The 14,238-nt window shown below is 66.3% G+C and carries 14 protein-coding genes (1 of these 14 cut by a window edge); 9 read left to right on the forward strand and 5 right to left on the reverse strand.

Features of this window, described 5'->3' with window-relative positions; translation table 11 throughout:
- Positions 1–354, reverse strand: the 5' portion of a protein-coding gene (locus R9J51_RS05560) for an acyl-CoA dehydrogenase family protein (protein ID WP_179506070.1). It extends 1,341 nt beyond the left edge of the window; only the first 354 of its 1,695 coding nucleotides appear in the window; the start codon lies at positions 352–354; its stop codon lies off the left edge, out of view.
- Positions 355–453: 99 nt separating this feature from the next.
- On the opposite strand from R9J51_RS05560, the gene R9J51_RS05565 reads away from it, so the two are divergent.
- Complete coding sequence (locus tag R9J51_RS05565; protein WP_179506071.1) at positions 454–1,053, forward strand: TetR/AcrR family transcriptional regulator; 600 nt, start codon at positions 454–456, stop codon at positions 1,051–1,053.
- 144 nt (positions 1,054–1,197) lie between these two features.
- Here R9J51_RS05565 and R9J51_RS05570 read toward each other — a convergent pair whose 3' ends face one another.
- Positions 1,198–1,770, reverse strand: a complete 573-nt coding sequence (locus tag R9J51_RS05570) for a ferritin-like domain-containing protein (protein WP_179506072.1) — start codon at positions 1,768–1,770, stop codon at positions 1,198–1,200.
- A gap of 218 nt (positions 1,771–1,988) precedes the next feature.
- Between R9J51_RS05570 and R9J51_RS05575 the strand changes: the two genes are divergently transcribed.
- The 4 genes from R9J51_RS05575 (at position 1,989) to R9J51_RS05590 (ending at position 4,641) form a co-directional block, all read left to right on the forward strand.
- Positions 1,989–2,906, forward strand: a complete 918-nt coding sequence (locus tag R9J51_RS05575) for a heme o synthase (RefSeq protein ID WP_168553776.1) — start codon at positions 1,989–1,991, stop codon at positions 2,904–2,906.
- A gap of 16 nt (positions 2,907–2,922) precedes the next feature.
- Positions 2,923–3,111 (forward strand): hypothetical protein, encoded by a 189-nt coding sequence (locus R9J51_RS05580; protein ID WP_210425592.1) that lies wholly within the window; start codon positions 2,923–2,925, stop codon positions 3,109–3,111.
- Between the two features lie 43 nt (positions 3,112–3,154).
- Positions 3,155–3,709: a cytochrome c oxidase assembly protein gene (locus tag R9J51_RS05585; RefSeq protein WP_179506073.1), complete on the forward strand. Its 555-nt coding sequence runs from the start codon at positions 3,155–3,157 to the stop codon at positions 3,707–3,709.
- A 107-nt stretch (positions 3,710–3,816) separates the two neighbouring features.
- Entirely contained in the window at positions 3,817–4,641 is an 825-nt protein-coding gene (locus R9J51_RS05590) for a cytochrome c oxidase subunit 3 (protein WP_168553779.1), read from the forward strand.
- A 108-nt stretch (positions 4,642–4,749) separates the two neighbouring features.
- Here R9J51_RS05590 and R9J51_RS05595 read toward each other — a convergent pair whose 3' ends face one another.
- From R9J51_RS05595 to R9J51_RS05605, 3 genes are all read right to left on the reverse strand, one after another.
- Complete coding sequence (locus R9J51_RS05595; RefSeq protein WP_179506074.1) at positions 4,750–7,407, reverse strand: M1 family metallopeptidase; 2,658 nt, start codon at positions 7,405–7,407, stop codon at positions 4,750–4,752.
- 321 nt (positions 7,408–7,728) lie between these two features.
- Positions 7,729–8,199, reverse strand: a complete 471-nt coding sequence (locus tag R9J51_RS05600) for a GNAT family N-acetyltransferase (protein ID WP_218847429.1) — start codon at positions 8,197–8,199, stop codon at positions 7,729–7,731.
- 4 nt (positions 8,200–8,203) lie between these two features.
- Positions 8,204–9,778 carry a helicase HerA-like domain-containing protein gene (locus tag R9J51_RS05605; RefSeq protein WP_179506075.1) on the reverse strand — a complete coding sequence of 525 codons (1,575 nt, stop codon included), beginning with the start codon at positions 9,776–9,778 and terminating at the stop codon, positions 8,204–8,206.
- A gap of 104 nt (positions 9,779–9,882) precedes the next feature.
- Here R9J51_RS05605 and pabB point away from each other — a divergent pair, with 104 nt between their 5' ends.
- From pabB to arfB, 4 genes are all read left to right on the forward strand, one after another.
- Complete coding sequence (gene pabB, locus R9J51_RS05610; RefSeq protein ID WP_179506076.1) at positions 9,883–11,745, forward strand: aminodeoxychorismate synthase component I; 1,863 nt, start codon at positions 9,883–9,885, stop codon at positions 11,743–11,745.
- A gap of 6 nt (positions 11,746–11,751) precedes the next feature.
- A complete protein-coding gene (locus R9J51_RS05615; RefSeq protein WP_432787877.1) occupies positions 11,752–12,927 on the forward strand; it encodes a pyridoxal phosphate-dependent aminotransferase in 1,176 nt (391 codons plus the stop codon).
- Between the two features lie 100 nt (positions 12,928–13,027).
- Positions 13,028–13,681, forward strand: coding sequence for an RluA family pseudouridine synthase (locus R9J51_RS05620; protein ID WP_169473186.1), 654 nt, complete (start codon positions 13,028–13,030; stop codon positions 13,679–13,681).
- A gap of 32 nt (positions 13,682–13,713) precedes the next feature.
- On the forward strand, positions 13,714–14,097 hold the full coding sequence (gene arfB, locus R9J51_RS05625; RefSeq protein ID WP_179506676.1) for an alternative ribosome rescue aminoacyl-tRNA hydrolase ArfB: 384 nt from the start codon (positions 13,714–13,716) through the stop codon (positions 14,095–14,097).
- Positions 14,098–14,238: the final 141 nt, after the last annotated feature.

Here is a 14,238-nt window from a genome sequence, read left to right on the forward strand (position 1 = left end):
GGCACGGTTGAACAATTCCTCGCACGCCGAATGGACCAGCATCGGCAAGCCCGCGCCGCCCCATTCGGTGGCGCCTTCGAGCGTGGGCCAGCCCCCTTCGACAAAGGCCTGCCAGGCCGCATGGTGGCCAGGGGCGAGTCCGACGCGGCCCTGGTCAAGCGTGCATCCCGCGCGGTCTGCCTGCAGGTTGAACGGGGCGATCACGCCTTCGGCCAGATCGGCCGCGCCGCTGACGATTTCGGCCAAGGTCGCTTCATCCAGCCCGGTATCGGGAAACAGCGCCTGGACGCGGGCAAATTCGGGCAGCGCCAGGATCTGGGCAACGATCGTACCGGCAGCGGCGGCGTAGGACATCGGCGTTTCCTCTCTCAATACGCTACCGTATGGTGAGGCGCGACGCCCCGGTCAAGACCGGTTCTGGACGCGCTGCTGCCGTCGGCCTAAGCCCAGGGCATGACGCAAGCCGCGCCCCCGCACCCAAACCCGCCTGCCGCCAAGCGCCTCACGCGGTCAGACTGGATCGCCGCCGCGATCAGCGTGATGGCCGACAGCAGCGTGGAGCAGGTGCGGGTGGAAAAGCTGGCCGTGGACCTGGGCGCGTCAAAGGGCAGTTTCTATTGGCATTTCAAGGATCGAAGTGCCTTGCTGGCAGCGGTTCTGGAAGAATGGCAGGCGCGGTCGACACTGGCGGTGCAGGACCGCCTGGTCCGCGAGGAGCCCGACGTGCGGCAGCGCATCCTGCGCCTGATGGAACTGCCGTTTCATTCGCAGGCTGCCGCTCGCGCTGCCGATCTCGAACTGGCAATCATGGGCTGGGCGCGCCGGTCGGACGCAGCGCGCACGGCGGTGGCGGCGGTGGACGACGCGCGCACGGCCTATCTGGCGGACTTGTTCGCCAGCCTTGGCCTTGGTCAGGAGGATGCCGCCTGGCGCGCGCACCAGGCCTATGCCTTGCTGCGCTATGTGGCCCAGCGCACCGATCTGCCATTGGCCGAGCGCAAGGGCATGGTGCGGCGCCTCCATGCGCGGCTGACAGAAGGCCATGCGGCCTAAGGGGCCTGACGACCGCGCGATCATGGCACGCGGTGGTGTGGGGCGGTAGTAGCAGCCCAGCCAGAGCTTTAGGCGCGCGTGCGACCGGGCTTATCCCGGCCCACGCGCGCCGATACAGGGGAAATGCTGTGGGCGGCGAAGCAGTTATTCGCCCTGCCAGCCTTCCAGCAGATCACGGAATTCGTCGGCGTGGTCTTCTTCCTGGGCCAGGATGCCTTCGAGCATGATCCGGGTGGTGGAATCGCGATCGCCGACATAGGCGATCAACTCGCGATAGGCCTCGACCGCGATGCGCTCGGCGATCAGGTCTTCCTTGACCATGTCCTTGAGCGTCTTGCCCACCTGGTATTCGGCGTGGCTGCGATGGGTCAGCGTGGCGGGATCAAGGTCGGGCTCGCCGCCAAGCTGCACGATACGCTCGGCCAGCTTGTCGGCATGGGCGCGTTCTTCGTTGGCGTGCTCAAGGAAATGGGCCTTGATCGGTTCGGAAACCAGGCCTTCGGCGGTGTAGTAGTGGCGCATGTAGCGCAGCACGCAGACCCATTCGGTGGCCAGCGCCTTGTTCAACTGGGCGATGATCACTTCGCGGTCCTTGGGGAAGGACTGGGTGACGGGCCCCTGGTCGATATGCTTGCGGGCCTGCGCACGCAGCGTTGCGGTGTCGGTGAACGTGGCGTCGGGCGGGGTCGTCGGCTTGGCAATGCTGGCGGTGGCCATGGAACATGCTCCTGCAATGGGGCGGCATGCGCGCGGGGCCATGCCGTGTCATCGGGCAAATGATCGGGCTGCCTTGCGGTTCCAATGCACCTTTGGGGCCAGGGCGTTTGCGGCATGCGGATCGATGCCGCCGGCGCGATCGCTCTGCCGGGCAATCCGGTCCGTCGCCGTTCGGATTGCCTTCCCCTGATGAGCGGGACTGCTATAGCCCCCTCACGATGGACCTTGTGACGACTCCGCTGCGCATGCCCGCAGACTGGCGCGATTTCTTTGCGCTGACCAAGCCGCGCGTGATGACGCTGGTGATCTTTACCGGCCTGTGCGGCCTGTTGGCCGCGCCCGGAGAGATACACCCGGTGCTGGGCTTTGCCGCGATCCTGTGCATTGCCGTGGGCGCGGGCGGTGCCGCCGCGCTCAACCAGTGGTGGGAAGCCGATCTGGACGCGGGGATGAAGCGGACGGCCAAGCGGCCGGTGCCCGCGGGCCGGATGGAGCGCGAATCGGCGCGCGATTTCGGCTTTGCCCTGTCGGGCGGCTCGGTCGTGGTCATGGGCCTGGCGATCGGATGGCTGGCCGCCGCGATCCTGGCCGTCTCGATCTTTTATTATGCCTGGGTCTATACCGTGTGGCTCAAGCCGCGCACACCGCAGAACATCGTGATCGGCGGTGGGGCCGGGGCCTTTCCGCCGTTGATCGGGTGGGTGGCCGTGACCGGGCACATCACCTGGATGCCGGTGGTGCTGTTCCTGATCATCTTCTTCTGGACGCCGCCACACTTCTGGGCACTCGCCCTGTTCGTCCAGACCGACTACGCCAAGGTCGGCATCCCGATGCTGCCGGTGGTGGCCGGCGAACGGGTGACGCGGCGGCAGATCCTGCTTTACACGCTGCTCTTGGTGCCGCTCAGCCTGGTGCCCTGGGCGCTGGGTGGTACAGGGCTGGTGTTTGGCGTGGCGGCGGCGCTGCTGGGCTTGGGCTTCCTGGCGTTGGCGCTGCGCGTGGGGCTGCGCCAGAGTGTGCCGAACGACACGATGAAGCCGGAAAAGCGGCTGTTTGCCTATTCCGTGCTCTATCTGTTTGCATTGTTCGCCGCGCTGGTGCTGGATCGGTTTGCCGGGCTCCATGGGTGGGCCTGACGGGAGAGGACGAGACGTGGGCAAAGACCCGGAACAATTTGATCTCAAGGCTTTTCGCAACCGGCAAAAGGCGCGCAACCGTGCGCTCGGCGTGCTGCTGGGCGCGCTGGTCGTGCTGTTCTTTGCCATCACCATCGTCAAACTGGGCGTGCAGGCGGAACATCGCCAATCGGCGCAGCGGCCGGCCGGCGCGAGCCATGCCTGAAGCCACGAGGCGGGCCTGAAGGCTCCATAACGGGAGAATGACGATGGCAGCGGCAATCGAGAAAACCGCCCGTGCCAATCGCAAGGTGGCAGCCATCGCGGCAGGCGTGGCGCTGGGGATGCTGGGTCTGGGCTATGCGGCCGTGCCGCTTTACCGCATGTTCTGCCAGGCCACCGGCTTTGCCGGCACCACCCAGCGCGCCACGGCGGCCCAGGCGGCGGCGGTCAAGGCCACGCTGCGCCCGATCACCATCCGCTTCGACGCGAATGTCGCGCCGGGCCTGCCCTGGACGTTCAAGCCCGAACAGGTGACCCAGGACGGGCGAATCGGCGAGCGCAAGATCGCCTTCTTCACCGCACGCAACAATTCCGACGCACCGATCGTGGGCCGCGCGGTGTTCAACGTGACGCCCGAGCAGACAGGCGCCTATTTCCACAAGATCCAGTGCTTTTGCTTCAACTATCAAAAGCTTATGCCTGGTCAGGAAGTGCGCATGCCGGTGGTCTACTACGTAGACCCCGCTATGCTGGATGACGCGAACACGCGCAACGTGCCGGAAATCACGCTGAGCTATACGTTCAACAAGGCCGCAAATTGACTGGACCGGCAGTGCGCAGGCCGATAGACGTTGCAACCATCACAAAATTGGCTCCCGCTGCGCAAATGGCGAGGATGCCAGGCAAGCCTTGGGGGAAGTAGACGATCATGGCCGGTGCCAAGAACCACGATTATCACATCCTGCCGCCCGATATCTGGCCACTGATGGGGGCTTTGTCCGCCCTGGTGATGACCAGTGGCGGCGTGCTGTTCATGCACAAGATCACCGGCGGCACGCAGATCATGCTGCTGGGCCTGCTCGGCGTGATCCTCACCATGTTTTCCTGGTGGGGCAAGGTGATCAAGGAAGCCCACGCCGGCGATCATACCCCGGTGGTGCAGTTGCACCAGCGCTATGGCATGATCCTGTTCATCGCTTCGGAAGTGATGTTCTTCGTCGGTTGGTTCTGGGCGTTCTTCGATTTCTCGCTGTTCCCCAGCAAGATCAACACCGACGTGATCGGTGGCGTCTGGCCGCCCAAGGCGATCGAGGCGGTGATCAACGCGTTCGACCTGCCGCTGCTCAACACGCTGATCCTGCTGTGCTCGGGCACCACGCTCACCTGGGCGCACCATGCGTTGATCCACGGCGATCGCAAGAGCCTCAAGCAGGGCCTTGCTGCCACGATCCTGCTCGGCCTGCTGTTCACCTCGATCCAGGCCTACGAATACGTCCACGCGCCGTTCGGCTTTGGCCAGAACACCTATGGCTCAGCCTTCTTCATGGCCACCGGCTTCCATGGGTTCCACGTGATCATCGGCACGATCTTCCTGATCGTGTGCTGGATCCGCGCCGAACGCGGCGAATTCACCCCGCGCCAGCATTTCGGTCTGGAAGCGGCGGCCTGGTACTGGCACTTCGTCGACGTGGTGTGGCTGTTCCTGTTCGTGGCAATCTACGTGTGGGGCAATTGGGGCGCGGTGGTCGAATAAACCAATGCTTTTCCGCACCGCCTAAAAAAAGGAGCGCCTTCCAGATGAGGAAGGCGCCCCTTTTTTTTGCCTGCGGGGGAAGGCTGGCTGGCCTCCCCCGCTCAACCGTTACTTCACAGTGGCGAGTTCGGCAGACAGCCCGGCCGCGCGCTGGTCTTTGAGCACGGCGCAGTCCTGCACCCGCTCGATCGCGCGATCGAGTTCCAGCGCACCCGAGTTGTTGGCAAAGCGGGGCCGCCACGCAACAATCGCCTTGGCCTTGTCGGCCGAACAGAACCCGCTCACCACCTGCGGCAGGCTGCGTGCCAGGAAAATGCCGCCGCCGCTCGACAACAAGCTGTCGAGATGCGCATCGGCCCAGGCAAAGGCCTGATCCGCCGTCTTGGGGGAAGCGATGGCCAGCGAAATGCCCATCAGCTTTTCCGAAAGGCGCAGGCGCTTGTCGGAAAAGTCCTCGACCAACCACTTGGCCACGGCCGGATCGTTGCTGCGGCCCACGGCGCGGAGCAGGGCCGGGCGCAGCACCGGGTCTTCCGAAGACAGCGCCTTCTCCATCAGCGTCTTGGCGCCGGCCAGTCCATGCGGCTTGAGCCAGGCCTTGAACGCGCTGTTGTAGAAGGCAGGATCGAGCGCCTTGGCATCGCCCGCCAGCATGGCATCCACCGCGCCCGCCAGCTTGGTGTTGAGCGCAGCATCTTCTGCGGTGTCGGCCAGTTCGGCGACCAGCGCCACGCGGCGTTGCTGCGTATCGGGATCGTCGCCGGCATGGGCGCCTGCGCGCGGATCGAAGCCCAGCTTGGCCAGTTGGGGACCGCGCACTTCGCCCACCAGGCGGCGCAGTCCATCGTGCGCGGCAGGCGTCAACAGGCCCTGGGTATCGAACGCGATCAACTGGCCGGTGGCGCCATCGCTGGCATAGCTGTCGGGATTGGCGGCAAAGCTGCGCGCGGCGGCCACCAGTTGGGCCGGGGTGGCACGGCCGGCCATGAAGCTCGCTTCCAGGCTGTCGATCGTGGCCAGTGCTTCGCCGCCGGGCAAGCTGGCCCCTTGGGCGATCAGGCTGTCCCACTGCGCGGCGGGCAATTCGAAGCGGTAATAGCCGGTGCCGCCGGCATTGGGCACCAGCGCGCCGGTCCCGGCAATCGAGACCGTGGCGGTCTGGTCCACCAGCAACTGGCAGGCGCGGGCGTCGCCCTGGCGCAGGCACAGCGGCACGCCCCAGGTTTGGGTCGGCGCCTGGGTGCCCAGGCGGACATAGCGGCTTTGCGTCACCGTCCACTTGCCCTGGCCCGCCGGCGCAAAGGTGACGAGTGGCACGCCCTGCTGGTCGGTAAAGCTTTGCATCGCGGGCAGGATACGCGGATCGCCGGCAGCATCGGCCATGGCGCCAAAGAAATCGGCGGTGCTGGCATTGCCGTACTTGTGCTTGGCCATGTAGCCGCGCACGCCGTCGCGGAACTTGGTATCGCCCATGAACGCGGCGATCATCGATACGACGTGGCCGCCCTTGCCATAGGTGATCGTGTCAAACGCCGCATCGATCTGGCTGTTACGCGTGATCGGCTGGTGGATCGGCCGGCCAACGAGCAGGGCATCGGTGCGCATCGCGGCAAAGCCTTCTTCCAGCGCACCGGCGCCGATGTTGAGATCGGGCCGCCATTCGTTGCCGATGCGGAAGCCCATCCAGTTGGCAAAGCTTTCGTTCAGCCAGATATCGTCCCACCAGGCCGGGCTGACCATGTCGCCAAACCATTGGTGGGCCAGCTCGTGCGCCACGACCATGCCGAAATTGCGCTTTTGCGACGTGGAGGCCTTGTCATCGAGCACGAGGAGCGAATCCTCGTAAAGATCGGCCCCGGCGTTTTCCATCGCGCCTGGCATGATCGGCGCGGTGATCTGGTCCAGCTTGGGGAAGGGGAAGGCCTGGCCGAAATAGTTCTCCAGATGGCTGACGATGCCCTTGGTGCCATCAAGCGCGAAATTCAGCTTGTCGGCATTGGGCCGGGTGGACACGACCCGCAACGGCAGCGGGGTGGCGCGCTGGGGCGTTGCCGGCACGGTGCCTTCCACGCTCACGAACGGCCCAGCCATCACCGCCACCAGATAGCTGGGCAGCGGCAGGGTTTGGGCAAAGCGGTGCACGGTCTGGTTGCCGCGGGTTTCGGTCGCCACTTCGGGCGCATTGCTCACCGCGCGCTGGCCGGCGGGCGTGGTGATCGTCACGGTATAAGGCGTCTTGAAGCCGGGCTGGTCGAACGATGGGAAAGCACCGCGCGCATCGATCGATTCGAACTGGCTCCAGCTGTACCACTGGTCGCCCACGTGGACGCGGAACAGCCCGGTGGGGCCATCGTTGAAGCCGGCGTCATAATCGAACACCAGCGTTGCCGTGCCGGCGGGAAGGGCCTGCGCGAACGTGACGAGCGCAACACCGGTATCATCGGCTTGGCTGAACGTGCCGGCAATGGTCTTGCCACCCACTTTGGCAACCACACGCTTCACCCCCAGGTTCAGCCCGTGCATCCACACATAACGGCCGCCCTCGTTCACGGTCACGTCGATCTCGGCATGGCCAGAAAAGCGCGGCTGGGCCGGATCGAGCGTGAAATCGAGGCGATAGGCCTTTGGCACCACTGCGTTGCCCAGCTTGCCTACCGGCATGGTGCCTGCGGCGGCGGGAATGGCCTTCGCCTCGGAAGCGGCGAGCGTCGGCGTAGCGGCAAGAGTGCCCGCCAGCATGGTGGCAGCAAGAAGCAAAGCGCGCATGGGATCCTTTCACGCGAAAAAGAGCATGCCCGCGTGCTTGCGCGCGCTTTGTTGCAGGGGCAACCGGTTTCGACGAACCGCAGGCAACGATCTGCCAACGGCATTGCCCAGATCCTCCCCCGCCACGCGGGGGAGGTGGCAGCCCGAAGGGCTGTCGGTGGGGGCATGGTTAGCCGCGGCGCAAGGCGGGCCACCTGCAGTCCGGCTCCAGGTCGAGGCTTGGCAAAGCCCGCCGATGAGAGCGCGATGCTTCCGACTGGACCCCGGATCACGTCCGGGGTGACGAAAGGAACAAGGCCGGTGGTAAATGGTAAGCCGGGGCTAGACTGTGAGGCCTGCTTGATCCTGCGGGCGCAAGGCAGCGTAACCCACGCGAAGTCCAGGCAGGAACCCAAGGCTTTGGTAAAAGCTATGGACGCGCGGATCTGCTCTGCCGCTCTGCATCAGGACGTGGTGACAATCTGCCGCCCATGCGTACTCGAGTGCAGCGCGCACCACGGCACGACCGAATCCCTGTCCGCGCAGGCGTGGGTGCGTGACCACGTTTTCCAGAAAGCCGTGCTGACGGCCATCGCGCAACAAGTTGGGTGCCGTTATCAAGGTGCACGTTGCCACCAGGCCGCCACACACCTCGACAACGAACACCGCAACACTGTCGCTTGCCATCGTACGCTGCCAGATTTTCTCAGCCTGTTCACGGGGCTGCACTGCGGCGCTCACTTCAGACTCAGCGAATAGCGAGAGCATCTCGTCCAAGTCTGAAGGGAGTGCGAGCCGCGCGACCGGCATCATCGTCCTACCGCAACAACCCGCCCAGCAGGCCGCGGGCGAAGCGACCCAGGGCTTCGCCGCCCAGGCTGGTGGCGATGGAGCCGACCACGGCGCTCACCCCGCTGGCCACCGGCGAGGCGCGCGATTTCTTGCCGGCGATTTGCGCCGCGATCATGGCCCCTGCAGAGGAAGCGACGGCGCCCGCTGCGGCCTTGCCGGCCTTGCCCCACAGCGAGGGGGATTGGCGCGGCTGCGCGCGTTGCGCGGCTTCGCCCTGTTCTGCCGCCACTTGCGCGGCGGCGGCGGCATCGGCGGCCTTCTGGGCCAGCACTTCGGCGGCGCTTTCGCGGTTCACGGAGGTATCGTACTTGCCGCCAAACGGGCTGGCCGCCTGGATCGCGGCGCGTTCGGCCGGGGTGACCGGCCCCAGGCGCGAGCGTGGCGGCGCGATCAGGGTGCGCGCCACCATGCCCGGTGCGCCTTCGGCGTCGAGCGTGGAAACCAGCGCCTCGCCCACCTTCAGTTCGGTGATGGCCTGGGCCACATTCAGATCGGGGTTGATGCGGAAGGTTTCTGCTGCCGCGCGGATCGCCTTCTGGTCGCGCGGGGTGAACGCGCGCAGGGCGTGTTGCACGCGGTTGCCCAGCTGGCCGGCGACCTTTTCGGGAATGTCGATCGGGTTCTGCGTGACGAAATAGACCCCCACGCCCTTGGAGCGGACGAGGCGGACGACCTGCTCGACCTTGTCCATCAAGGCATCAGGTGCATCGTCGAACAAGAGGTGCGCCTCGTCGAAGAAGAACACCAGGCAGGGCTTTTCCGGGTCGCCCACTTCGGGCAGCGCCTCGAACAGTTCTGACAAGAGCCACAGCAGGAACGTGGCATAGAGCTTGGGGCTCTGCATCAGGCGGTCTGCGGCCAGCACGTTGACCAGCCCGCGCCCCTGTTCGTCCACGTGCAGGAAATCGTTGATCTCGAACGCCGGCTCGCCAAAGAAGCGATCGGCCCTCTGGCTTTCCAGGCCCAGCAACTGGCGCTGGATGGCGCCCACGCTGGCCTTGGTCACGTTGCCATATTTGGTGGCAAGCGCACCGGCATTTTCCGCGCAGGCGGCGAGCACGGCCTGGAGATCGGCCAGGTCCACCAGCAGCAGGCCGTTGTCGTCGGCATAGCGGAACGCGATGGTCAGCACGCCTTCCTGCGTTTCATTGAGGCCCATCAGCCGGGCGAGCAGCAACGGCCCCATTTCCGAAATCGTGGTGCGGATGGGGTGGCCCTGGTCGCCATAAAGGTCCCAGAACACCGCCGGATTGTCGGCATAGGCATAGTCGGCAATGCCCAGGTCCCTGGCGCGCTGTTCCAGCGAAGCGGCATGCTTGAACGTGGAGCTGCCAGGCATGGCGATGCCCGAAAGATCGCCTTTCACATCGGCCAGAAACACCGGCACGCCTGAACGGCTGAACTGTTCGGCCATGCCCTGCAGCGTCACGGTCTTGCCCGTGCCGGTGGCCCCGGCGACCAGGCCATGGCGGTTGGCCCGGCCCAGCAGCAGCACTTCGCGTTCGCCCTTGTTGCCCAGGCCCAGGAAAATCTCGTCCATCGCCGCACTCTCTCGTTTTGGTTTCACCCGTGTTTAGGATGGCGCGCGATTGCCCGCGAGGGCTTTTTGCATCCGCATCGGCTTGCCGCTATGCGCGTGGGGCCATGACACGCGCCCCCTTCCTTTTGCTGGACGATGCCCGCCAGGGCGATGCCGGCTCTGCCCGGCTCTATACCGACCCGCGCGAGATCGTGATCGCCCGCCGCCCGGAAGAAGTGGAAGCGGCCTTGGTGCGGATCGGTGCCACGCCGGGCCGGTGGGCCGGGGCGCTGGCTTATGAAGCCGGACTGGCGCTGGAAGAGCGACTGGCGCCGCGCGCGGCGGCGCGCACCGGGGCGGCCGGTCCGCTGGCGTGGTTTGCCCGCTTTGCGCAAATGAAAGCACTGACCAGCGCGCAAGTGGGCGCCTGGCTGGCGCGCGAAAGCAGCGCGCCTGGGCGGCTTGGGCCGCTAGGCCCGGCGCTTTCGTCCGGCGGCTATGCCCGCGCCTTTGCCAAGGTACAGGAAGCGATCCGCGCGGGAGACATCTATCAGGCCAATCTCACGTTCCAGCTGGCGGGATCGTGGTCCGGCGATCCGCTGGCGATCTATGCCGCGCTGCGCGAGGATGCGCGCGGTGGGCACGGCGCCGTGCTGTGGGATGGTTCGCACTGGCACCTGTCGGTCTCGCCCGAACTGTTCTTTGAGTGGCAGGGAACGCAAGTCACCGTTCGCCCGATGAAAGGCACTGCCCCGCGCGGCCGCACCGAAGCGGAAGACGCCGCGTTCAAGGCCGCGCTGGCCGGCAATGCCAAGGACCGCGCCGAAAACCTGATGATCGTGGACCTGATGCGCAACGACCTGTCGCGCGTGGCGGTGCCCGGCACGGTGAAAGTGCACGATGCCTTTGCCGTGGAAACCTATCCCACCGTGCACCAGATGGTGACGACGGTGACGGCGCAAGTTGTGCCCGGCACGGCGGCGGCCGATGTCTTGCGCGCGATATTCCCCTGCGGATCGATTACCGGCGCGCCCAAGATCCGCGCGATGGAATGGATCGACATGGCCGAGCGCGATGCGCGCGGGCTCTATTGCGGGTCCATCGGCTATGTCGATGTGCCCGATCCTGCCGGCAGCGCGGATGCCGAAACACCGGGGGCCGATACACCTGGGGCCGCTACACCTGGGACTGGCAGCGCGGCGTTCAATGTGGCAATTCGCACCGTGCGCCTGGTGCCAGACCATCCCGGCGCGGCCGGGGGGCGGGCGACCATGGGGGTCGGTTCGGCCGTGGTCGCGGATTCGGCGATGCTGGGCGAATGGCGCGAATGCGTGGTAAAGGGGAATTTCTTGCGCCTGAACGCCGGCAGTGCCGACCTGATCGAGACCATGGCCTTCGATCCCGCGGCGGGCATCCCGCTGCTCGAACGCCATCTCGAACGGATCAAGCAAAGCGCGCAAGCCTTGGGCTTTGCGTTTGACCGGCACGCCGTGCGCAATGCCATCCACGCGCTGTGTTTCGATCTCGATGCGCCGGCCAAAGTGCGGCTGGTCGTGGCCAAGAGCGGTGCCCATGCGCTGGAAGCGGCGCCTTTGCCCGCGCCGTTCGATGGCGCGGCGGTTTGTGCGGTGCTGCCCTTGCCGGTGGAGGCTGGCGATTGGCGCCTGCGCCACAAGACCAGCGATCGCGGCTTTTATGAGGCCGGCCTCAAGGCCGCGCGCCGCGCCGGTGCGCAAGAGGCCCTGCTGCGCCGCGACGACGGGCTGCTGACCGAAGGCTGCTTTACCAACCTGTTCGTGCCGCGCGATGGCGTGCTCGTCACTCCGCGTGCCGAGCTTGGCCTGCTGCCCGGTGTGCTGCGCGCACAATTGCTCGATGATGGCCGCGCGGTGGAAGGCGATGTCACGCTTGATGACCTGGCCCCGGGCTTTTTCATCGGCAACGCCCTGCGCGGCTTGATCCCCGCCCGCCTGCTGGGGCAGGGCTGACCCGCCATGGACAGCCAGAAAACCAGCCAGGCGCTTGGGCGCATCTCGCCCTCGCGCACCAATGCGATGACCGACCGCGCGATCGAACTGCGCGCGCAGGGCAAGGACATCATTTCGCTCTCGGTGGGTGAACCCGATTTTCCCACGCCGCCCCATGTGATCGAAGCCGCCAAGGCCGCGCTCGATAGCGGCCAGACGCGCTACACCGCCGTGCCCGGCACCCAGGCCCTGCGCGAAGCCGCGGCGCTCCATTTCCGCCGCGACCTGGGGATCGTGGTGCCGCCATCGCAGGTGATCGTCACGGCCGGCGGCAAGCAGGCGATTTTCGAAGCGCTGCTGGCCACGCTCGACGCTGGGGACGAGGTGCTGATCCCTTCGCCCTGGTGGGTCAGCTATCCCGAAATCGTGCGCTTTGCCGGGGCCACGGTGGTCGATCTGCCGACGCGCGCAGAGGGCGGCTTTCGCATCACGGCGGAACAACTGGAAGCGGCGATCACGCCCGCCACGCGCTGGCTGTTGCTCAACAGCCCTGGCAATCCCACCGGCGCCACCTATCCGGCGCACGAATTGCGCGCGCTGGGCGAGGTCTTGCGCCGCCATCCGCGCGTGCTGGTGCTGTCCGACGATATCTATGCCCCGCTGCGCTATGGCGGGGGCGCCCATGCCACGCTGGCCGTGGAATGCCCCGATCTGGCGACGCGCATCCTCACGGTATCGGGCGTTTCCAAAAGCCATGCGATGACCGGTTTCCGTATCGGCGTTTCCGCCGGGCCGGAATGGCTGATCCGCGCCATGGCCAAGCTGCAATCGCACAATTCCGGCAATCCCTGCTCCATCGCCCAGGCGGCGGCGACAGCGGCGCTGGCCGGGCCGCAGGATTTCCTGCTCGATTGGCGCGAACGCTTCCGCGCGCGGCGGGACAAGGTCGTGGCGGCGATCAACGCCATTCCCGGTCTCTCCACCCCGGTGCCCGATGGCGCATTCTATTGCATGATCGACGCTGCCCCGCTGATGGCGCGCTTTGGCGATGACGAGGCGCTGGCGCTGCATCTGCTGGAACATGGCGTGGCGGTTGTGGCGGCCTCTGCCTTTGGCGGGGCGCAGGGCTTCCGCATCTCGTTCGCGGCCGACGATGCCGTGCTGGACGAGGCGCTGCGGCGAATTGCGGCAGCGCTGGCCTGACTCCTTCGACAAGACGGGCGCAAGCGGCTAAGGGGCAGCCAACAACCCCGTTCGTGCTGCGCCTGTCGAAGCACGCCAGCGCAAGGCATCACCCGAATTCATGATTGAAATCCCCATCCTGTTCGAAGACGGCGAAGCGCTGGTCATCGACAAGCCTGCCGGCCTGCCGCTCGACCGGCCCCGCGCTGGCGGCATTTCGCTGGAAGACCGCATCGAGGAACTGAAGCTCGGTTTCCAGCGCCCGCCGATGCCGGTGCACCGGCTGGACCGCGATACCTCGGGCTGCCTGCTGCTGGCCCGCAACCCCAAGGCGCTCAAGCGCTTTTCCGCCGCGTTCGAAGCGCGCCAGGTGGAAAAAGTCTATTGGGGCGTGGTCGCTGGCGACGTGGAAGGCACGGCGGGCACCATCGCGCTGAACCTTTCCAAGATTTCCAGCGCCGCTGCCGGCTGGCGGATGATTGCCGCGAAAAAGGGCAAGCCCGCCGTCACCCACTGGCGCGTGCTGGCGCGCCTGCCGGGCCGCACGCTGGTGGAGTTCCGCCTGGAAACCGGGCGCACCCACCAAGTGCGCGTCCACGCACTGACCGGCCTTGGCGCGCCGCTGCTGGGCGATCCGGTCTATGGCGATGGCAAGGGCGCCGCGCGCACGCTGCTCCACGCCACGCGCCTCGTTATGCCGCGCGAAGGCAAGGACGCGATCGTGGCCGAAGCGCCGATCCCGGCCGACATTGCGGGCCTGGGCTTTACCCTGTGAGCGACACTCCCGAGGCAGTCGTGGCCCGCGCCATGGGCCTTGTGGAGGAAAGCTTCATCGCCGCCGCCGGGCCGGGCGGGCAGAACGTCAACAAGGTGGCGACGGCGGTGCAATTGCGCATCAACGTTTTCGCCCTGCGCCTGGCCCCGCCGGTGTTCCATCGCCTGAAGGAACTGGCGGGCAGCAAGTTCACCAGCGGCGGCGAAATCGTGCTGACCGCACGCCGCTTCCGCACGCAGGAGGCCAACCGCGAAGACGCGCGCGAACGGCTGGCCGAACTGCTGCGCGACGCGTGCAATCTGCCCGAAAAGCGCGCCAAGTCCCGCCTCAACCGCGTGGGCAAGGTGCAGCGGCTGCAAGGCAAGAAGATCCGCGGCGCGGTGAAAGCCGGGCGCGGCAAAGTGCGGCTGGATTGAGCGGCGCTGTGGCGCTTCACCTGGCACAATAATACAACGTCACCCCGGACTTGATCCGGGGTCCAGCTTTTCTTCGAGCGGTGGCGCAAGGCGTCCAGAACAAGCGGGACCCCGGATCAAGTCCGGGGTGACGAAGGAATG

The sequence above is a fragment of the Novosphingobium rhizosphaerae genome, assembly GCF_050920675.1.
GTDB classification, from domain to species: Bacteria; Pseudomonadota; Alphaproteobacteria; order Sphingomonadales; family Sphingomonadaceae; genus Novosphingobium; species Novosphingobium rhizosphaerae.